Here is a 19,917-nt window from a genome sequence, read left to right as displayed (position 1 = left end):
CTCCCGCCGAATAATTTTTCGACCAATAGAGTAAAGCAATGGCAGATTTATCAAAATACAGAAATATTGGTATTTTCGCGCACGTAGATGCGGGTAAAACGACCACGACAGAGCGTATTCTGAAGCTCACCGGTAAAATTCACAAAACCGGTGAAGTACATGACGGCGAATCAACGACCGACTTCATGGACCAAGAAGCTGAGCGTGGTATTACAATCCAATCAGCAGCTGTAACATGTGAGTGGAAAGGTCACCGTTTAAACGTAATCGATACTCCTGGACACGTTGACTTCACAGTAGAAGTATATCGTTCACTTAAAGTACTTGACGGTGGTATCGGTGTATTCTGTGGTTCTGGTGGTGTTGAGCCGCAGTCAGAAACTAACTGGCGTTATGCGAACGAATCAGAAGTAGCACGTTGTATCTTCGTAAACAAACTAGACCGTATGGGTGCTGACTTCTACCGCGTTGTAGAGCAAGTGAAAAAAGTACTTGGCGCAAACCCACTAGTGATGACTCTTCCTATCGGTATCGAAGACCAGTTCTCTGGTGTTGTTGATGTACTTGAGAAGAAAGCATACGTTTGGGATGACACAGGTCTTCCTGAAAACTACGAAGTACAAGACGTTCCAGCTGACATGGTAGACAAAGTAAATGAGTATCACGAGATGCTTGTTGAAACTGCCGTTGAGCAAGACGACGATCTAATGGAAGCATACATGGAAGGTGAAGAGCCTTCTTTAGAGCAAATCAAAGCGTGTATCCGTAAAGGTACTCGTGATCTTGCGTTCTTCCCAACTTACTGTGGTTCAGCGTTCAAGAACAAAGGTATGCAGCTAGTGCTAGACGCTGTAGTTGATTACCTACCTTCACCAACAGAAGTAGATCCGCAGCCACTAACTGACAAAGACACTGGTGAGCCTACTGGTGAAGTTGCAACTGTATCTGCAGATGAGCCACTTAAAGCGCTTGCGTTCAAAATCATGGACGACCGTTTTGGTGCACTTACCTTCATCCGTATCTACTCGGGTCGCATGAAAAAAGGTGACACAGTACTTAACTCAGCAACAGGTAAAACTGAGCGTATCGGCCGTATGGTTGAGATGCAAGCTGACGAGCGTAACGAACTTACCGAAGCGCAGGCGGGTGACATCATCGCTGTTGTTGGTATGAAGAACGTGCAAACTGGTCACACATTATGTGATCCTAAGCACGAATGTACGCTTGAAGCGATGATCTTCCCTGATCCAGTAATCTCAATCGCTGTCGCACCTAAAGATAAAGGTGGTACAGAGAAAATGGGTATCGCAATCGGTAAAATGGTTGCAGAAGATCCATCTTTCCAAGTTGAGACTGATGAAGATTCAGGTGAAACCATCCTTAAAGGTATGGGTGAACTACACCTTGATATCAAAGTTGATATCCTTAAGCGTACTTACGGCGTAGACCTTATTGTTGGTCAGCCTCAGGTTGCTTACCGTGAAACTATCACCAAAGAAATCGAAGATAGCTACACGCATAAGAAGCAATCAGGTGGTTCTGGTCAATTCGGTAAGATCGATTACCGTATCAAGCCAGGTGAAGTAGGTTCAGGCTACAAGTTCAGCTCAAGCGTTGTTGGTGGTAACGTTCCTAAGGAATTCTGGCCAGCAGTTGAGAAAGGCTTCGCATCTATGATGGAAGAAGGTGTTCTTGCCGGCTTCCCAGTACTAGACGTTGAAGTTGAACTATTTGACGGTGCTTTCCACGCAGTTGACTCATCAGCTATCGCGTTCGAAATCGCTGCAAAAGGCGCATTCCGTCAGTCTATCCCTAAAGCGGGTGCACAACTTCTTGAGCCAATCATGAAAGTTGACGTATTCACTCCTGAAGACAACGTGGGTGACGTAATCGGTGACCTTAACCGTCGTCGTGGTATGATCAAAGACCAAGAAGCGGGCGGCATGGGCGTACGCATCAAGGGTGAAGTACCACTATCTGAGATGTTCGGTTATATCGGCCACCTACGTACTATTACTTCTGGTCGTGGTCAGTTCTCTATGGAGTTCTCACACTACGCACCTTGTCCGCAAAACGTTGCTGACGAAGTAATCGCTGCAGAAAAAGCGAAAAAAGAAGCGAAGTAATAGTCGCCTCTTCTAAGAAAAACCCAGGCTAGTGCCTGGGTTTTTTTATGCCTATTCCTCTGCTCCCGTATTCGCTGTCATATATTCATCATCTGTCCGTCAATAAATGGTTATATTTTAGAAACATTCGTTCCCTACAGTAACGACGCCAGTACAACCCTTGCTGGTACATATTTGTGGTTAAGAACAGCTTCTTAACAGCGCTAAATAATAAAACTCACGGGAACAAAAAATGAAAGTATCAAAGTTAGCCTTGGCGATGGCGGCAGCCTCGGCCATCTCCTCGCTGGTGTGCACACCAGTGCAGGCCGGAGTCTTGCCTGACGTTCAGACCAATAGTCAGTGGTATCAAACAGATAAGAATAAGCTCAACGAGAAGCAGCAATTGGCCAATCAGCAAAAACTGACTAAGGCCAAAAATGTGATTCTGTTTGTTGGCGATGGTATGGGGGTGTCAACACTCACAGCAGCTCGTATTCTACAGGGCCAAAATAACGGCAAAATGGGTGAAGAAGGTTACCTTAGCTTCGAGAAGTTTCCTTACTCGGCGCAGGTAAAAACCTATAATGTTGATGCACAAACCCCAGACTCAGCAGGCACCATGACCGCCATGGCGTCAGGGGTTAAAACTGATGTAGGTGTGATTGGTGTAGATGAAGATATCGAGCGCGGAAATTGTGCCACGGTAGCTGGTAATGAACTAATTACTGCTCTGGAGCTTGCAGAAATTCGAGGTTTAAGTACTGGTATCGTCAGCACCGCTCGTATTACCCACGCCACTCCTGCAGCAACGTATGCCAAATCAGCAGATCGTAACTGGGAAGACGTGTCAGACATGCCGGCGCAGGCAGTTGCGCAAGGGTGTGAGGATATCGCTACGCAATTGGTTAACTTTGAACAAAACCTTGAAGCGCGCTTTGCTGGTACTGACGTGGATGGTATAGAAGTGGTTATGGGCGGTGGCCGCCGTCACTTCCTACCGAAAGACGAAACGTATAACACTCTTGATGCCCGCAGCGCTATCGAAGGGGACCGCACCGATGGTCGTGACCTGACTCAGGAATGGCAACAAAAGTATGCCGATGGTGTCTACGTATGGGACCGTGCTGGCTTTGATGCTATAGCCGATGACGCTCAGCGGGTGTTTGGACTGTTCAATGAATCTCATATGCAATATGAAGCTGACCGAGGCAATGACCTTGCGGGTGAGCCTTCCTTATCGGAAATGACCGCTAAAGCAATATCTGTGCTTGATAATAACGATACAGGCTTTTTTCTTACGGTTGAGTCCGGGCGTATTGACCACGCTCACCACGCGGGTAATGCATACAATGCGCTGAACGATACAATTGAACTGGCTAATGCCGTGCAGTATGCCATCGAGAACACGAACCCCGAAGAAACATTGATTTTGGTGACTGCGGATCACAGCCACGTCTTTACCATTGCCGGCTACCCTAAACGTGGTAACCCTATTCTAGGTCAGGTAGTGGCGGTAGGGCAGCAGCAGCCGACGCTTGCAGCGGATGGTAAGCCTTACACCACGCTCGGCTATGCCAATGGCTTGGGCTTTCGCGATCTAGGCATGGAAACTAACGCTGATGCCAGCTACAGCGATGCGCCGCAAACCGGGCGTCAAAATCTGGCGGGTATCGATACCACCACCCCAGGTTTTCACCAAGAAGCAACCATTCCACTTAGCTCAGAGACACACGCAGGCGAAGATATTTCCCTTCATGCTATGGGTCCCAGCGCGCATCTAGCGCAGGGAGTGATTGAACAAAGCATGGTCTTCCACATTATCGACTCAGCCCTTGAGCTCACTAAGTAAGCAGGTATTACAATGAACAAGCTAAATATTCTTTCTCTTGCCGTGGTTGCGGCACTGGCGGGTTGCTCTGACGATGATGGCGCGCCGACTTTAACTGTTAACACCGACATAGCTGTGGGTGATAGTCAATGTATTAATGGTGGTGTCTACACTCAAGTGGGTGCCGATGACAATGGCAATGGCGAGCTTGATGGCGATGAAGTTGCAGCGCAAACGACCAATTGTAACCCGATTAAAACCACATTAGATGATGATGAACTGGCTAACCTAACGGGCAACGCTTGGTTTAGCGATGCTCAGGATAAAGTAGCGCAGGCACAACAACGTGCCGAGCAGCTAAGCAGCAGCAATCAAAAAGCGAAAAACGTGATTCTGTTCGTAGGTGATGGAATGGGCATCTCCACGGTCACAGCTGCACGTATTTTAGCTGGGCAACTACAAGGAAAGATGGGTGAAGATCACCAGCTGAGCTTTGAAACCATGCCCTATTCTGGCTTTGCTAAAACCTATAATGTTGATGCGCAAACTCCTGATTCAGCTGGCACGATGACGGCTATGGCGACAGGCGTCAAAACCGATGTGGGTGTGATTGGCGTGGCTGAAGGGATTGCCCGTGGTGACTGTGAATCGGTGTCCGGCAATGAGTTAGTAACCGCCTTAGAGCTGGCAGAAATCGCAGGTAAATCAACAGGAATTGTGTCAACCGCGCGGATCACTCACGCCACACCGGCTGCTACCTATGCCAAATCGGCCGACCGTAACTGGGAAGACATCTCCGATATGCCTGCTGATGCGGTCGCTGCTGGGTGCGAAGACATTGCTTCGCAATTAGTTAACTTTGAGCCTAATCTGGAAGCGCGATTCGACGTCGATATTGATGGTATTGAAGTAGTAATGGGCGGTGGTCGTCGTCACTTCCTGCCAAAAGATGCCGCATTTAATAGCAATGATGCGCAAAGCAGCACCGAGGGTGACCGCACCGATGGCCGTGACTTAACGGCGCAATGGCAAGCGGCTTACCCCAATGGCACCTATGTGATGGATCAAGCGGGCTTTGATGCTATCGATCCTGCCAGCACTGAACGCATCTTTGCGCTATTTAACGAATCGCACATGCAGTATGAGCAAGACCGAAGCAATGATATCGCAGGGGAACCGTCGCTGGCGGCGATGACGGAAAAAGCCATTGATGTTCTTGATAATAACGACGAGGGCTTCTTTCTGACTGTAGAGGCGGGTCGTATCGATCACGCTCACCATGCAGGTAATGCCTATAATGCGCTTCACGACACGGTGGAGTTGGCCGAGGCGGTGCAAGCCGCGATGGAAAAGACCAACACGGATGAGACCCTGATCATCGTAACCGCAGATCATAGCCATGTATTTACCATTGCTGGCTACCCGAAACGAGGTAACCCCATTTTAGGTAAAGTGGTTGGCGTTGGCAGCGACGAGCCTACCTTGGCAGCTGATGGCATGCCTTACACCACTTTGGGCTACACCAATGGCAACGGCTTTAAGAACCTTGGCGCACAGACCAACGCTGATGCTGGCTACAACGGTGAGATTGTCACTGGTCGTGTGGATTTGAGCACCATTGACACCACCACAGCTGGATTCCACCAAGAAGCACTGGTGCCACTTAGCTCAGAAACTCATGCGGGTGAAGATGTGGGTGTGTATGCCCAGGGTCCTGGAGCCCACCTAGTGACCGGAACTAATGAGCAAAACTATATCTTCCACGTGATTAATCACGCTGCAGATTTAGTGAGTAAAGCAGAAACCAAGCTAGGTAATTAATCACCTAAGGTCGAGGGCATAGGTTGCTATGTCCTCGGCCCTAAGTGGAGGATAAAATGATGAAGTATGTCAAATTAGCCACGTTGGCAGTCGCCATGTGTAGTGCCAGTGTGTATGCGCAACAGCAATGCCAAGCGAATGCGCAGGTGTTAAAAGCCAATTATATGCAGCAGCAAGGCGTTCAAGAAGAGCAGCTATTTTCGCTTTGGCGGCTGCATGATCAGGTAGCGCATCAGGCCAACAGCCAGGGGGTCGTTGAGCTCTGGCAACGTCTATCTAATCAGCAAGTGCGGCCTATTCGTTATTTTGAGCATTACCAAAGAGGCATTGAATACCAACCTGGTGAGCTAAAAGAGGGCGGGCAACCAGTCAGTTGGTCACAAAAATATCAGTTAGTGCACAGTGACCTACTTTCACAGTCGCCATCACGTACGCAAGGTGAGGGCTGCGGCCAAGAGCAGCACTTCGAACGCCAGCAAAATGGCTATAAAATGACGCTAGTATGGCTGCCAGCATTGCAGCTGGTCAAGCAGCTTGTGGTGGCACGTGAAGACGCTGACCATCAAGACAGGTGGCAACAAATAAGCAAACTAACATTGCAAAGTTACCAGCTTAACCCGCAACAAGTGCAGCAACAATTTGCTCATTGGGACCGTTATCAAACTACGGACTATGCCGATGTGGGCGATAATGAACATGATCCATTTTTGGCGAAAATGATAAATCAGGGCTTTATTGAGCACGGTGCATCAGGGTTTTATCACAGTGATGGCCAAGCTATGTCAGGCGGCCACCACCATTGATCATGTAGATATCTAGGATAATTTGTCGCGACCAACCAAGCAGTGCCTATAATAAAATGATTTGTGGTGTGCTGGAGAGAGCATGAGTCGCGGCTGCCTATTTCTTGCCTTGTTGTTTCTAATTTCACCTTGCCAAGCCGAGCGCGTGGTTATTGCTGCAGAAGACGCATGGACGCCGTATGCCAATGCCGATGGTACGGGCATGGCGAATGATATAATCACGGCCGCTTTTGCAGCGGTAGACGTGTCAGTCGACTACCATATTTATCCTTATGCGCGGGTGCTGCATTACCTCGATACCGGTGCCTATGTAGCAGGGTTCAACGTGCCTATCGATGCTATCAGTAAACAAAAGTACTTACTCGGTAGTACACCTCTTTATAAGGCTTATTCTGCGTATTATCACAATACCCAACGGGCTCTGAAAATTACCAATCGTGCGCAGTTTAATGGTGAGTTAGTAGGTATTGTTAGAGGATATGGCTATGGCGACCAGTTTCTTGCTTTGGTGGCCGAACATAAAGTGGTAGCGGCGTATGCCAACTCCGATTTGCCTAATATGCGAAGGCTGATGTTAGGGCGCTTAGACAGTGCGCTTATTTTCATTAAATCAGCAAATTATCTACGTCGTACCCAAGGGATTAGCGATAATATTCAAGTGGCATTTATTAATGAAGGAACCGATATCTTTCTTGCTTTTTCTCCCCATCACCCAGATGGCGAGCGGCTGCAAAAGTTATTTGAACAGGGGCTAAAAAAGATAATCGAGAATGGCGCTCGTGACGCCATTCTCGCTCGGTATTAAACCCTATTAGTCGGCTTTAACCGCACGGTAGCGTAATGTGACATTACCGTAGGGCAGAGGGCCAAGAATACGGGCTTTCCACTTTCCAGCAGCAGGGTTATCAAAGTGACATTGCTCTGCAGTCCCCCAGTTACGTGAGGCACAATCGGCACGGAAAATAGATGGGCGACGTTGGTGGCTAACGTACAGATCAACTTGACCCCAGCCACCCACGAGCTCGATATCTAGCGTTTGGTAACCCTCTGGTAAGTCGATAGTAAAGTTGCGAGGCCAAAACCATCCACTAAGGTCAGTAAACTCGCCCACAAGCTCTTCGGGCTCAGATTGCTCGGCAGCAATGGCGACGATGACGGGGTCATGATCTGAGGCGCGGTATGCATGCTCGGCATACAAGCTGGCCTGCTGTGCCTGGGTTTTGTACTCTAAGTTGTAGTCTAACACCCGAGGCTCATCAGCATTAATATGCCAATCGGTAGCAGCGACCACTTTGTTCATAAGGCTGGGTGATGCCAAAGCGTGGTCTAAGCTGCCTAAGCGGCCTTGGAAGTTATATGAGTAACCCAACGTATTACCTTCCAGCGTAGGAATGACATTGGCAAATCCGGCGTCGGCAAAGGTTTGCATGGGGTCTTCCTGCGCATAAGCATTCATATCACCGACAATGATCACATCGTCATCAGCCACACCAGTGGGTTGGCTCGCTAACCATGAAGCGAACTGCTCGGCACCGGCTACGCGCATTGCGTTATAGCAGGCTTGACCATCATTTTGGTCTTGATCGAGCCCTTCGGCACGGCTACAGCCACCTTTAGATTTTAAGTGAGCGACAGCAACGGTTAACACTTCATCACTTTCAATATCACGGAAGCTCTGTGCGATCGCCGCGCGGTTACCATAGGATAAGGCGTCTTCATCATTGATGCTGGCTGTGCCAACTTCTTGTACGCGGTCGCTACGGTAAATGAGCGCGGTGGTAATGGCGTCGGTGCCAACCTCGGCTACGGCAAAATCAACGAAGGCATATTCGCCGTTATCGGTTGCATCGTTCAGTGCAGTGACTAACGAACTTAGAGCACTGAACTCGCCAAAGCCATCGTTTTCAATTTCCATTAAGCCAACAATGTCGGCATCCATGGCGGTGATGGCGGTAACGAGCTTTTGCTCTTGGCGAATAAATTCTTGCAAATCATCGGCACCGCGAGAGGTTGGAAAGCCGCCTTGCTGGCCATCACCATTGAAGTAGTTTAAGACATTAAAGCTAGCGATTTTAATATCGCCCTGCTCATTGAGTACGGGTGCTTCAGTGCGAGGGTTGCTGGCAGTGAATTGTACAGCCGTGGTTGGATGTAAACGGTAGCGATCAAAACCATAGCCTAACACCCCGGTGAGGCCTTCTACACTATCGCCTAAGCGCACGGTATTGTAGGCATCCAGTCCAGCTCCAGGATAAGGAATCACTTCAGGGTTTTGCTGTGTTGAGCCATCATCAAGTAATAACTGTTTTAGCTGGTTTTGCGCTTCCAGCGCATTGGCGGCATCACCTGGTAGCGCCACTTGGGTGCCTTGATATAAGCGCTCTGTTGCTAGGCCGAGCTCTCCATAGCGTGCCAAATTATAGCTATCTACTACGTACATTGGCTGGGCAACACTGATGAGCATGCCTTCATAGGCTTCAAGCTCGTCGATATTGTCAACCGGTAGCGTGATTTCAGTGATATCAGCTTGTGCAGTACCACAACTCTTCAGCGCCGTCACATTCTTTAATTGTGTGGCGCCGTAGTATTCATCAACGGTGGCCTGAAGTCGTACACGGTCGCCGACATTAACGTCATCATCACTGTGATAAACAAAAATACCTTCAGAGGTGAGGGGATCATTATCAGCGTTGAGTGATGCTAAGAAAAAGCCATTAAGAGCGTCACTTTGTTGGTAATCAGCACTGACCACCGCTTCGACAATAACTTGTTCGCCTTGCAGGGGACTGGCCATGCCTGGCCCTTGGATTTCGCTAATGGTAGTGGCTGGATCAGCACATGTGAGCTCGGGGGTTGGTTCTGGATCAGGGTCGGGGTCGACTGGGCCGGAACCTCCTTGGTAGGTGCCTAGATCACTGAAGTCGTCTTGCTCATAGCCAGTAAAGAAGTCGCTAGGGATATAGGCGGTGTCAAGGGTGGTGCGAGCACCGGTGCCATCAATACGGCGCAGGGTATTATTTTGCGTAGAGGTGAGTCCTTCACCCCATTGCGAACCAGGGTCGAGGCCAACTTGACCAAGGCTATCAATGACGTCACCCTGTTTACGAAGCACAATGGCATCATCGCCGTTGAACCAACCACCGCCTGCGATTTGATCAGCGACTGCTAGAATTGCAGAATCTGCTGATTCATGTGCGGCAACAAAAACGCCTTCAGCTGCCAGTGAGCCTGAGAGATCGAGAGTATAACCAGCCGTAGTGCTGCCGTTAAAGTAAAACTCAATACTATATTGGCTTAAATCGACTGACTCTGAATTGGGGTTATAAAGCTCGATAGCTTTATTATTGCTACTGCCTTCGACATATTCTGATATTAAGATATCTGCTTGAGCGCTGAGCGATGCCAATGAGGCCGCCACCGCTAGAGCGATAGGTGTGACTGTGTTTTTCATTAGATAGCTTCCCGTGTATTGTTATTTATCCCTAAAGGGGGACATATTATGCCCCCAATAAGTTACACGAAAATTTCAAGTTGTTAACTTGTTAGCGCTTTTTCTCAGAAAAAAGTTGGGTGTTAAGCTTAAGATTCGTTAAGCCACTGCGCCGCGCGTTTAGCAAAATAAGTGAGAATACCGTCAGCCCCTGCACGTTTGAAGGCAAGCAAAGACTCCATGACACTGGCTCTTTCTTCTAACCAGCCGTTTTCAATAGCAGCCATGTGCATGGCGTATTCACCACTGACTTGATAGGCGAAGGTGGGTACGGAAAACTCATCTTTAACGCGTCGAACAATATCTAAGTAGGGCATGCCAGGTTTCACCATGACCATATCAGCGCCTTCTTGTAAGTCCAGCGCGACTTCTCTGAGGGCCTCATCGGAGTTTCCCGGATTCATTTGGTAGGTCTTTTTATCAGCCCCTTTGAGGTTACCTGCTGAGCCGACCGCATCGCGAAATGGGCCATAATAGCTTGACGCATATTTGGCAGAATAAGCCATAATTTGGGTATTGATCAGGCCTTGCTCTTCTAGCGCCTCACGAATAGCGCCGATACGACCATCCATCATATCTGAGGGAGCAACGACATCGGCACCCGCTTGGGCGTGTGACAGCGCTTGTTTCACCAACACCTCGGTGGTGATGTCATTGATAACATAGCCTTGCTCGTCAATGATGCCGTCCTGACCATGCACGGTGAAGGGGTCTAAGGCAACATCGGTGATCACCCCTAGCTCAGGCAGTTCGCTCTTCAAAGCGCGCACCGTGCGTTGTGCTAACCCCTCTGGGTTATAGGCTTCTTCGGCATGCAGCGATTTCTTTTCACTGGGTGTGACTGGAAATAGGGCAATAGCGGGTACACCTAAAGCGACCAACTCTTTAGCTTCTTCAATCAATAAGTCGATGGACAAGCGCTCAACGCCAGGCATAGATTCAACCTGTTCGCGGCGGTTTTTGCCTTCCAAGACAAACACTGGATAAATTAAGTCATTAACGCTGAGCTCATGCTCTTGAGTTAAGCGTCTAGAGAAGTCATTTTTACGTAAACGACGCATACGCGTATAAGGAAACAGGTCGAGTCCTGATTGGGCCATAATGCTCTCCTAAGGCAAAGATTGTGAGCTAATTACTTGATTACGACCATGCGCTTTAGCATGGTATAGCGCCTCATCCGCCATATGGGTGATGTCGCCAGCGTGAGCGGTGGTTTCCCCGTAAGCGGTATGCACGCCAATACTAACAGTTAATGAAAATTGGTGCTCTGAGAATTCAACCTGTTGTTGACCTACCTCAGTGCATACTTCTTCGCCCAGCTTGAGGGCGCCCTCGTGCGTGGTATTGGGTAAAATAACGGCAAACTCTTCACCACCGTAGCGGCACACATGGTCAAATGGGCGGCGTAAACAGGCTTTGATAGTGTGTGACACCAATTTAATAGCTGCATCGCCAGCGGGATGACCATAGCTATCGTTGACCTTTTTAAAGTGATCTATGTCTATCATTAGCAGGCTCAACGGAGCGTCATCCCGTTGTGAGCGCCGTAACTCATGCTCTAAACGCTTATCGAAAAAGCGGCGATTTTTGACACCCGTTAATGGGTCCTCGTTATTAATGCGCTCTAGCTCTGTGTTCTTTTCTTCTAATTCCCGTAGGGTAATTTGTAGCTCTATGGTGCGCTCTTCTACTTTATTTTCTAGTTCTTCTTTAGTTTGTTCCTCTAGTGCCAGCTGCTGAGCCAGTAATTGGTCTCGTGTTTGCTGCTCCGCCAGTGCTTGTTGCTGCGCGCGCATGCGTTCACTGTGCTGGCTTAACAAGTTGCGAATAACTACAAAACAGACAAGTAAGGCACTGCTCGCAGGGGGCAAGAAAAGCCACCAACTGGTTTTGTTAATCGGCAATGCGAAACCAAAATAGTTGAAACAAAAATAGCCCATCAGCGCGAGTAACATCAGATTAGCAATACTGAGTACCCATAACTGTTGTTGTTGCTTACGATACCCTTGCCAAGCACTATAGGCCGTGCCGAATAAACAAAATAAGGTACTCGCAACAACCACGATAGGGTCGGCAATAGCGGCAGGCAAAAGGTTTGGAAGTAGGGCGATAGCCACAGTAATGAGCAGGACAGTAATCGCCGTTTTACGTTTGACTGGCGCTATCAGTGTTTGATTCAAGGCAACTAAGAGGCTTGGTGCAGCCATCAGTAGTAGGGGCAGCACCGTCGTTTGTAGCCAAGGTGTATCGGGGTGCAAATAGCGATAGCCATAGCCAAATATGTAAATACCTATCAGTGCCAAAGCACTAATGTATGCCGTGGCCAATAAAAAGCGGGCTTGTCGTGACAGAATAAAAAAGAATAAGGTGGTCAATATCAGCGTTGCGGCGAGGCCCATTACCGCCCCGAATAGGCTATTGAAGCTGCTTTTGTATTCAAAGTAGCTCTTCAGAGTATGCACCTGAACCGGCAGTCTAAAGCCGTCACTGGCGATCACTTCGATGTAGACCCAGTGCTCCCCGGGGCTACGGGTATCAATATAAAAGGACAGTGATTCATCTTTAAAAAGTCGATCTGTACTATCAACTTGACTACCTATAGTACGCGTGTTGATTAGCTTATTATCACGTAAATGAAACGCTTTGAGGCTGTCTATTAATGGGTTATCAATGGCAATAATATACACGCTGGGTGGGTGTTGGTGAGAGCTTAAATTCACCCGCAGCCAGCCATAACGCACTTTGTTGCCCAAGTTGATAAACGGCTTATTAAGGGGTTGCCAATGGGGTGAATTTTGCGCTGTTGCTAAGGAGTCTGCTTCGGTATTGATACTCATGCTTGAGGCGAGTGCTGAGCACGACCACAGCAGCATCATCGCCCAAGCAAGCACACGCATAACTAACGCAGCTCCACATTAAACAATTGGCTAAAATTATGTTTGGTCTGCGCGATGATCTCTGCTTCAGTGCATGCGTAGCGTTGAGCTAAGTGGGTGACTACGTAGCCAAGGTGATGGGGTTCACAGCGCCGTGACTTTGGTTTTGGCCGTATTGTCCGAGGCAAGAGGTAAGGAGCGTCAGTCTCAACTAGTAATCGCTCCCTAGGAATATGCGCCAAGGCTTCATTGAGCGCTTGCGAGCGACGTTCATCACATACCCAGCCTGTGATCCCTAAATACAGGCCCAACTCAAGATAGTGCTGAGCCTGTTCAGCATTGCCGGTAAAGCAGTGCAAAATTCCACGCGGTTGGTACTCTCGCAGCAGTGCTAGCATATCCGCACTAGCATCACGTTCATGTAAATACACGGGCAGCGCTAATTCATTTGCCAAAGCTAGCTGGCGAGCAAAAATCTCGCGCTGTACAGGTCGCGGTGAGAAGTCGCGGTTGTAGTCGAGGCCGCATTCACCAATAGCCAGTACTTCACTTTGACTGGCTAGCTGGGCGATAACTTGCTCGAACTCGGCGCTTGCATCTTTTGCATTGTGGGGATGAATACCGGCGGTGCAAAACAACTGATGGCGACGTGCCAGCTCAACTGCATGCTGGCTATCGCGCTCGTCACAACCAATCACTACCATATTGGTGATACCTGCGTCGCGAGCACGAGCAACCACAGCGTCAGTATCTGCTGCAAATTGGCTGCTTGTGAGATTGACTCCGATATCTATCATGGCAGCTACTTAATCAACGCGTTTAACACGGATAGACTTATTTGCACCTTGTTTTTTCAGTAGGAAAGAGTTGAACATGCCACGGCTAATAATCACTGTATCATTGCTATTCAAACGAAAATGTTCGGTGCCAATTTGGCGCCATTTTTGGCCGTTGTCTAGAGTCAAAATAAGCTCACCATAAGGGGCTTCATCAACTTGGCTTACACGCGCGCGAAGCTCGTTATTATCGTCTTTTTGTTCTTTTTCTTTTTTATGCTCTAGGCCAAAGTCTGCTTTATTGACTTTGCTATGTTTTGCTGGCGCACCGGCAACACTTGCGGCTTGCGCTTTTTTATTACTTTGCGGTGCAGCGTTGGTGTTTTTCACTTCGCCTTTAGGCATGGCATCAATAGGTTTGCCGGCCATGATGTTGTCGTAGCACAGCAGGCGACGAAAATCATTTTCAATAAAGCTACAGGCCTTTAGCGCTTGAATATTCACGCCGTCATTGGCTATGGCTGCGGGAGAAAGTGTTCCCACCCAAGCGGTGAGCACGGCGGATACTAAATATTTTTTCATTGTTTTTCTTCCTGTGGTGATTTAGCGCTATAAAAGGCGGCCAAAATCAGGCCGAGCTCAAATAATAACAGCATCGGTAAGGCGAGCAAGGTCTGTGATAACACGTCGGGGGGCGTTAGAAACATCGCGACCACAAAAGCCCCAACCACGATATAAGGGCGCTTTTGCTTTAAACTCGCGGTGGTCGTTGCCCCACTCCAACAAAGCAGCATGATGGCTACCGGGATTTCAAAGGCAATACCGAAGGCGAAAAATAGCTTTAATGCAAACCCTAAATAGCTGCTGATGTCTGGCGTCAGCGTCATAACCTCAGGGCCAATACCGGTAAAGAAGCTGAGTACGATGGGTAGGACAACGAAGTAACAAAAAGCGATACCACCGTAAAAAAGTAAGACGCTTGAAAGCAAGATAGGGATCAGCATGCGCTTTTCGTGTTGATACAGTCCCGGCGCAATAAAAGACCATACTTGATGCAAGATAAAGGGGATGGCAGCAAATATGGCAACAAAAAGTGTAAGCTTAAAAGGCGTAAAAAACGGTGCGGTAACATCGGTGGCGATCATCTGGCTGTTTGCTGGCAAATGTGCAAGCAGAGGCGCTGCAACAAAGGCGTAAATGTCGTTGGCAAAATACACGAGCGCAACAAACACCAACAATACGCAAAGCAATGAGCGCATCAAGCGATTACGTAATTCGACCAAGTGGGCAATAAAGCCGCTCTGTTGGGGTTCACTCATCTTTGTTACTGCTGTCTTTTTTTGGTGCGTTGTCATAACTGCGAGTGACTGATTGCGCCGCTTTATGCAGCTCTGCCACCGAGTCTTTTACATCGTCAGGAAGGTTTTCCATATTTTGCTGCTCAGCCTTTTTAAGGTTCTGATGTAGCTCATGTACACGCAGTTCCTCGTTGACCTGTGCAGAAATATTGTTGGCCATGCCTTTGGCTGTTTTTACCCAGCGGCTTACCGTTCGAATGGCCACAGGTAAGCGTTCTGGACCAAGGACAATAAGACCTACTACGAACACCACCAATAATTCCCACATGCCCATGGGTGGCTACACCTTATCTTTGTCTTTTTGACTAGGGTTTTCTTCAGCCTGTTGTTTCGATTCAGAAATTTTAGCGTCATCTGATTTTGCATCGAGCTTATTATCGTCATCCGATACCGCTTTTTTAAAGCCTTTTACAGCATTACCTAAATCACCGCCTATATTACGCAGCTTTTTAGTGCCAAAAAGTAGCACGATGATCGCCAATACGATCAACAACTGCCAAATACTAATACCGCCAAAACCCATAACTGTCTCCGAAATGTCCTACTAAACTGTGGCGAAGTATACCGCGCACAAAGATGATGTCATAGTGCTGTTAGCCTTTACGCCAAGCAGCAAACAGCGCTGCAAACCCGGCGACGGCACTGACTGCTGAAAATACAGGATGTTGCGCAAGCGCGACTAAACAAGCAACGATCAGTCCTGTGCAGCCAGCTAACGCTAAAATAATCGCTTTGTGATTGGTTGCTGGTGGCGCAGGAGGATGCTGTTGACGCCTCAAATTATGGTAGATCAGATCCGGTAGCTCAGGAAACTTCTCTGCCCAAAATGGTAAGTTGGCGTACATTTGTTTGGCGACCGCCCAAGGCCCTACTTGTTGTTTAACCCAGTCTTCTAAGAAGGGTTTGGCGGTTTTCCACAGATCTAGCTGAGGGTAAAGCTGCCGCCCTAATCCTTCGACATAAAGCAGTGTTTTTTGCAGTAGTACGAGCTGTGGCTGCACTTCCATATTAAAACGTCGAGCGGTATTGAATAAATTAACCAATACATGACCAAACGAAATTTCCGCTAGCGGCTTGTTAAAAATGGGCTCGCAAACAGTGCGAATAGCAAATTCAAACTCTTCAATACTGGTATCGGCAGGGACCCAGCCGGAATCCACATGCAGCTCAGCAACCTTACGATAATCACGATTGAAAAAGGCGATAAAGTTTTCCGCTAAATAGCGTTTATCTTCTTTATTTAAGGTACCAACAATGCCACAGTCGATGCCGATATATTGCGGGTTGTGAGGGTTATCAAAGGAAACAAAAATATTGCCAGGGTGCATATCCGCATGGAAAAAGCTATCGCGGAATACTTGGGTAAAAAAGACCTCAACGCCACGTTCCGCCAATAGCTTCATATTGGTACCTTGCTTTAATAAGGCATCGGTGTCGGATACGGGAATGCCATATATACGTTCCATAACCAGCACATTGGTGCGGCTAAAATCGCTATACACAAAGGGGATATAAAGTGATTCCGAGTCTTCAAAATTACGTCGTAGCTGAATCGCATTGGCGCCTTCGCGCATCAGGTCGAGTTCATCGAGAAGGGTTTTCTTATACTCCTTAACAACCTCCACCGGACGTAAACGGCGGCCTTCTTTAAGTAGTTTGGCGACAACTCGGGCGCATTGCTGCATCAGCGCTAAATCGGCATCTATTTGCTTTTTGATGTTAGGACGAATGACTTTAACGACCACATCTTGGTGGTCACCGTCGTTGTCAATGAGAGTGGCCGTATGCACCTGCGCAATTGATGCGGAAGCCAAGGGAGTCACATCAAACTCACTGAACACGTCGCTGATATCATTAACTTCCAGTGCTTGCTCGATAATGGCTTTGGCCTGATCACCTGCAAAAGGAGGAACTTGGTCTTGTAGCAGAGCCAGCTCACTGGCGATTTCCGGTGGTAGCAAGTCACGACGGGTAGAGAGCATTTGCCCAAACTTAATCCACACCGGCCCTAATGTTTGTAGCGCTAAACGTAAACGCACGCCTGCGGGTTTATCCTTATGGCGATTACGTAACCAAAAAATACTGCGTCGAGCCAATTTGGCAAACCAAGGAAGCTTCTGCTGTGGCAGCAGTTCATCGATGCCATACTGCAATAAGGTTTTAGTGATGAAATACAGTCTTGCCGCAGACAAAGGGCACCTCTTTACTGTGTTTGCTGAACGTGCGTCAACAACGCATCTATACGTTGTTCAAGATGCTGGACGTCGGATTTTAGCTGGCGACTCTGGCGCGTGAATTGTTCTAATTCTAGCGGGTGAATACTCACTTTAAGCTCATCCTGCAAGAGCGTGAGCACGATATGGTCGAGTTTAGTGAGGCTCTGCTGAGCTTGCGCTTTACCTTTACTGAGAGTTTGCCATAGCAACTGTGCTGGCGCATCACCGATATATTTAGACCAGTGCTCGGGCCAATCAATATCCAAATCATTAAAGGCTTGGCTGTAGGCTTGGGCCAGATGAATATCGCCTTCAAGGTCGAGCTTATCTTGGCGGATGAGCTGGGTGAGCAAAGAGGGATCCTTTAGCTTCATTAATGTATCAGTATCAGCGCTAATAAAGCATTGGTGTTGCTCGGGTGCTTCATTATGGGCTTGCAGCATTAGCCCTGCATCACCATAGTGAACACTTACATACTGCTGCCAGTCACGAATGTGCAGTACCAGCACTTGAGTGTTTATCTGTTGCAGCCTTTGCTGCAACTGCGGATCAAGCAGTATCAGTCGATTAGCCAGCTTTTCAGCGCTGGCTACAGCAAAGTGAGAGAGCATATTTGCCTCTTAAAATTTAAAGCCACGGTGGAGGGCAACAATGCCCCCGGTCATATTTTGATAACTGGTTTGCTCAAAGCCCACTTCTTTCATCATGGCTTCCAAGGTGTCTTGGTCCGGGTGCATACGGATTGATTCTGCTAGATACTTGTATGACTCACTGTCATTGAGTACCGCTTTACCGACCTGCGGTAAAATGTTGAATGAGTACATATCATACAGTTTAGTAAGCACTTCATGTTCAGGCTTGGAAAACTCAAGAATCAGTAATCGTCCACCGGGTTTTAATACGCGAAACATCGAAGCGAGGGCTTTGCTCTGATCAGTCACATTACGTAAACCAAACGCAATGGTGATCACATCTATGCTGTTATCGGGAAATGGCAGCGCTTCGGCGTTCATTTGTACATATTCAATGTTGCTGACTAGGCCTCGGTCGCGCAGTTTATCGCGACCCACTTTAAGCATCGAGTCATTGATGTCGCCGAGAATCACCTTGCCAGTCTCGCCCACTAGTTGGCTAAACTTAGCGGTTAAATCGCCTGTACCACCGGCCAAATCTAGTATGGTTTGCCCTTTGCGGGCTCCTGAACTGGCAATGGTAACCCGTTTCCACAAGCGGTGGATGCCAAAAGAGAGCAAGTCATTCATTAAATCGTATTTGGCAGCAACAGAGTGGAAGACATCCGCTACATGGTTAACTTTGTCGCTTGTAGCAACCGTTTTATAGCCAAAGTGGGTGGTTTTTTGCTCAGCTTCTTTCATCTAATTTAAGCCCAGAGGGAGAGTTTGTCATAGTGTACTTGAGGCCCTGTAACAGCTCAAGGATTAAGCCGTTTTTAGCAAGCGCAGAAGCTAATGAGTGGATGAGACGAGGGCGCTAAAGTTAGGTTCTTGCTGGCGATGTATGGTTTGGCATTGAAACGCCACACCGGGGAGCTGTTTACCACTGCGTGAACTTACAAAGCGAAGCTTACTGATGCCGGCTTGTACTTTTTCGGCAATGAGGTCCACGGTTTGTGCCTCGACGTCGGCCATCATAATGGTAAATTGCTCATTTTGGGTGCGCCCGCAAAAACCACTTTCTTTGACATATTTGTCTATTTTGGTGGCCACTTTTTCGAGCATTAAATTACCAATGCTGTCGCCGTAGTCATGACAAAACTGTTGATAGTTTTCGACATCAATACGGATCAAAGAGATTTGATGCTGCTTCTTGGCCCAATACTCAAATTTTTTATCGAGATAATGACGGTGATAAAGGCCGGTGAGTGGGTCGAGATGGTGTTTGTCTTTAAGGCGTTTTAGTTGCGATTTAGTACTAAGGTATTGCTGTTTTATTTGTTCCAGTAGTTGCTTAAACTTTTGCATTTGCCCTTTTAACACTAGGGTATGCTCGGCTAACTTACGCAGCTGGTGTCGGCTTTTATCAACATCATGTTCATCTAAAGCGCGAGCACAACGATCAATTTCGAGGTGGTAATGGTCGATGTGTTTTTGATTGCTTTTGCTATTGCGCTCTAGATTACCTATCAATTCGCTAATACGTTCAACCATAGCGGTCTGCTTTTGATGATCCGGTGTGAGATATTGTATATACAACTCTTCCATTAACACTGAGTCAATGGTGCGGCCTTCGGTTACAGCAGCTTGTAAGGCCTCACTCAGTGCACTTTCGCCTTCACTCACATGCTGGTACAGCACATGGTAATTTAAAGGTGTTGGCGGCAGCGCATGCAGTTCGAGCAAATGACAGACTTGGGTCATTTTCTCTTGCGCGTTGGCCATGGAGTCATGGAACATCATAATCACAATCACCAGGTTGAAATGGAGGTGCAGCCAATCCTAGCTTGCTTATACATCCCTTGGCGGTATTAAAAAGCAAATTGTTCTCTTTTGGAATACTCTGGTTACATAATTGCGACCAAGCGCCCACTTTATGCGCAGAACCGACATTTGGACGCTGGTCGCAAGCGGTTGGCTCGCGCGCTGTGGTAGGCTAGAGTATGGCGAAATGCACAATCAATGAG

Annotated in this window: 17 protein-coding genes; 5 read left to right on the top strand and 12 right to left on the bottom strand. The window is 47.9% G+C overall.

All coding sequences use genetic code 11. From position 1 onward, the window contains the following. Positions 1–38: 38 nt before the first annotated feature. The 5 genes from fusA to MHM95_RS17670 all read left to right on the top strand — a co-directional run bounded on the left by fusA (position 39) and on the right by MHM95_RS17670 (position 7,365). On the top strand, positions 39–2,126 hold the full coding sequence (gene fusA, locus MHM95_RS17690; RefSeq protein WP_045980256.1) for an elongation factor G: 2,088 nt from the start codon (positions 39–41) through the stop codon (positions 2,124–2,126). 232 nt (positions 2,127–2,358) lie between these two features. Then, positions 2,359–3,957: an alkaline phosphatase gene (locus MHM95_RS17685; RefSeq protein WP_138589119.1), complete on the top strand. Its 1,599-nt coding sequence runs from the start codon at positions 2,359–2,361 to the stop codon at positions 3,955–3,957. 12 nt (positions 3,958–3,969) lie between these two features. After that, complete coding sequence (locus MHM95_RS17680) at positions 3,970–5,757, top strand: alkaline phosphatase (RefSeq protein WP_239385918.1); 1,788 nt, start codon at positions 3,970–3,972, stop codon at positions 5,755–5,757. 56 nt (positions 5,758–5,813) lie between these two features. Further along, entirely contained in the window at positions 5,814–6,560 is a 747-nt protein-coding gene (locus MHM95_RS17675) for a hypothetical protein (protein ID WP_239385917.1), read from the top strand. An 82-nt stretch (positions 6,561–6,642) separates the two neighbouring features. Further along, positions 6,643–7,365 carry a transporter substrate-binding domain-containing protein gene (locus MHM95_RS17670; RefSeq protein WP_239385916.1) on the top strand — a complete coding sequence of 241 codons (723 nt, stop codon included), beginning with the start codon at positions 6,643–6,645 and terminating at the stop codon, positions 7,363–7,365. Between the two features lie 6 nt (positions 7,366–7,371). On the opposite strand, the gene MHM95_RS17665 is transcribed toward MHM95_RS17670, so the two are convergent. The 12 genes from MHM95_RS17665 to MHM95_RS17610 form a co-directional block, all read right to left on the bottom strand. Further along, entirely contained in the window at positions 7,372–10,011 is a 2,640-nt protein-coding gene (locus MHM95_RS17665) for an ExeM/NucH family extracellular endonuclease (RefSeq protein ID WP_239385915.1), read from the bottom strand. A 128-nt stretch (positions 10,012–10,139) separates the two neighbouring features. After that, positions 10,140–11,150 (bottom strand): porphobilinogen synthase, encoded by a 1,011-nt coding sequence (hemB, locus tag MHM95_RS17660; protein WP_239385914.1) that lies wholly within the window; start codon positions 11,148–11,150, stop codon positions 10,140–10,142. A 9-nt stretch (positions 11,151–11,159) separates the two neighbouring features. Continuing rightward, positions 11,160–12,947: a sensor domain-containing diguanylate cyclase gene (locus tag MHM95_RS17655; RefSeq protein WP_239385913.1), complete on the bottom strand. Its 1,788-nt coding sequence runs from the start codon at positions 12,945–12,947 to the stop codon at positions 11,160–11,162. Between the two features lie 2 nt (positions 12,948–12,949). Beyond that, positions 12,950–13,723 carry a TatD family hydrolase gene (locus MHM95_RS17650; RefSeq protein WP_022943901.1) on the bottom strand — a complete coding sequence of 258 codons (774 nt, stop codon included), beginning with the start codon at positions 13,721–13,723 and terminating at the stop codon, positions 12,950–12,952. Positions 13,724–13,732: 9 nt separating this feature from the next. Next, positions 13,733–14,284, bottom strand: coding sequence for a hypothetical protein (locus tag MHM95_RS17645; protein WP_239385912.1), 552 nt, complete (start codon positions 14,282–14,284; stop codon positions 13,733–13,735). Further along, positions 14,281–15,021 (bottom strand): twin-arginine translocase subunit TatC, encoded by a 741-nt coding sequence (gene tatC / locus MHM95_RS17640; protein WP_022943903.1) that lies wholly within the window; start codon positions 15,019–15,021, stop codon positions 14,281–14,283. Before tatC ends, MHM95_RS17645 begins: the two co-directional genes overlap by 4 nt. Then, complete coding sequence (gene tatB / locus MHM95_RS17635; RefSeq protein WP_022943904.1) at positions 15,014–15,334, bottom strand: Sec-independent protein translocase protein TatB; 321 nt, start codon at positions 15,332–15,334, stop codon at positions 15,014–15,016. Before tatB ends, tatC begins: the two co-directional genes overlap by 8 nt. A 6-nt stretch (positions 15,335–15,340) precedes the next feature. Beyond that, positions 15,341–15,583, bottom strand: coding sequence for a Sec-independent protein translocase subunit TatA (tatA, locus tag MHM95_RS17630; protein ID WP_239385911.1), 243 nt, complete (start codon positions 15,581–15,583; stop codon positions 15,341–15,343). Positions 15,584–15,653: 70 nt separating this feature from the next. Continuing rightward, entirely contained in the window at positions 15,654–17,252 is a 1,599-nt protein-coding gene (ubiB, locus tag MHM95_RS17625) for a ubiquinone biosynthesis regulatory protein kinase UbiB (protein WP_053911687.1), read from the bottom strand. A gap of 11 nt (positions 17,253–17,263) precedes the next feature. Continuing rightward, entirely contained in the window at positions 17,264–17,887 is a 624-nt protein-coding gene (locus MHM95_RS17620; protein ID WP_053911686.1) for an SCP2 sterol-binding domain-containing protein, read from the bottom strand. Positions 17,888–17,896: 9 nt separating this feature from the next. Continuing rightward, a complete protein-coding gene (gene ubiE / locus MHM95_RS17615; RefSeq protein WP_022943908.1) occupies positions 17,897–18,652 on the bottom strand; it encodes a bifunctional demethylmenaquinone methyltransferase/2-methoxy-6-polyprenyl-1,4-benzoquinol methylase UbiE in 756 nt (251 codons plus the stop codon). Between the two features lie 90 nt (positions 18,653–18,742). After that, positions 18,743–19,693 carry a diguanylate cyclase gene (locus MHM95_RS17610; RefSeq protein WP_239385910.1) on the bottom strand — a complete coding sequence of 317 codons (951 nt, stop codon included), beginning with the start codon at positions 19,691–19,693 and terminating at the stop codon, positions 18,743–18,745. Positions 19,694–19,917: the final 224 nt, after the last annotated feature.

Origin of the sequence: Pseudoalteromonas sp. CnMc7-15, from assembly GCF_022347925.1 — a bacterium.
GTDB classification, from domain to species: domain Bacteria; phylum Pseudomonadota; class Gammaproteobacteria; order Enterobacterales; family Alteromonadaceae; genus Pseudoalteromonas; species Pseudoalteromonas ruthenica.
This window is presented reverse-complemented; position numbering and strand designations above follow the sequence as displayed.

What these genes read in the sequence shown, in the direction of transcription:
- fusA (WP_045980256.1), top strand. Translation starts at nt 39, where the DNA reads ATGGCAGATTTATCAAAATACAGAAATATTGGTATTTTCGCGCACGTA.
- MHM95_RS17685 (WP_138589119.1), top strand. Translation starts at nt 2,359, where the DNA reads ATGAAAGTATCAAAGTTAGCCTTGGCGATGGCGGCAGCCTCGGCCATC.
- MHM95_RS17680 (WP_239385918.1), top strand. Translation starts at nt 3,970, where the DNA reads ATGAACAAGCTAAATATTCTTTCTCTTGCCGTGGTTGCGGCACTGGCG.
- MHM95_RS17675 (WP_239385917.1), top strand. Translation starts at nt 5,814, where the DNA reads ATGATGAAGTATGTCAAATTAGCCACGTTGGCAGTCGCCATGTGTAGT.
- MHM95_RS17670 (WP_239385916.1), top strand. Translation starts at nt 6,643, where the DNA reads ATGAGTCGCGGCTGCCTATTTCTTGCCTTGTTGTTTCTAATTTCACCT.
- MHM95_RS17665 (WP_239385915.1), bottom strand. Translation starts at nt 10,011, where the DNA reads ATGAAAAACACAGTCACACCTATCGCTCTAGCGGTGGCGGCCTCATTG.
- hemB (WP_239385914.1), bottom strand. Translation starts at nt 11,150, where the DNA reads ATGGCCCAATCAGGACTCGACCTGTTTCCTTATACGCGTATGCGTCGT.
- MHM95_RS17655 (WP_239385913.1), bottom strand. Translation starts at nt 12,947, where the DNA reads ATGCGTGTGCTTGCTTGGGCGATGATGCTGCTGTGGTCGTGCTCAGCA.
- MHM95_RS17650 (WP_022943901.1), bottom strand. Translation starts at nt 13,723, where the DNA reads ATGATAGATATCGGAGTCAATCTCACAAGCAGCCAATTTGCAGCAGAT.
- MHM95_RS17645 (WP_239385912.1), bottom strand. Translation starts at nt 14,284, where the DNA reads ATGAAAAAATATTTAGTATCCGCCGTGCTCACCGCTTGGGTGGGAACA.
- tatC (WP_022943903.1), bottom strand. Translation starts at nt 15,021, where the DNA reads ATGAGTGAACCCCAACAGAGCGGCTTTATTGCCCACTTGGTCGAATTA.
- tatB (WP_022943904.1), bottom strand. Translation starts at nt 15,334, where the DNA reads ATGGGCATGTGGGAATTATTGGTGGTGTTCGTAGTAGGTCTTATTGTC.
- tatA (WP_239385911.1), bottom strand. Translation starts at nt 15,583, where the DNA reads ATGGGTTTTGGCGGTATTAGTATTTGGCAGTTGTTGATCGTATTGGCG.
- MHM95_RS17620 (WP_053911686.1), bottom strand. Translation starts at nt 17,887, where the DNA reads ATGCTCTCTCACTTTGCTGTAGCCAGCGCTGAAAAGCTGGCTAATCGA.
- ubiE (WP_022943908.1), bottom strand. Translation starts at nt 18,652, where the DNA reads ATGAAAGAAGCTGAGCAAAAAACCACCCACTTTGGCTATAAAACGGTT.
- MHM95_RS17610 (WP_239385910.1), bottom strand. Translation starts at nt 19,693, where the DNA reads ATGATGTTCCATGACTCCATGGCCAACGCGCAAGAGAAAATGACCCAA.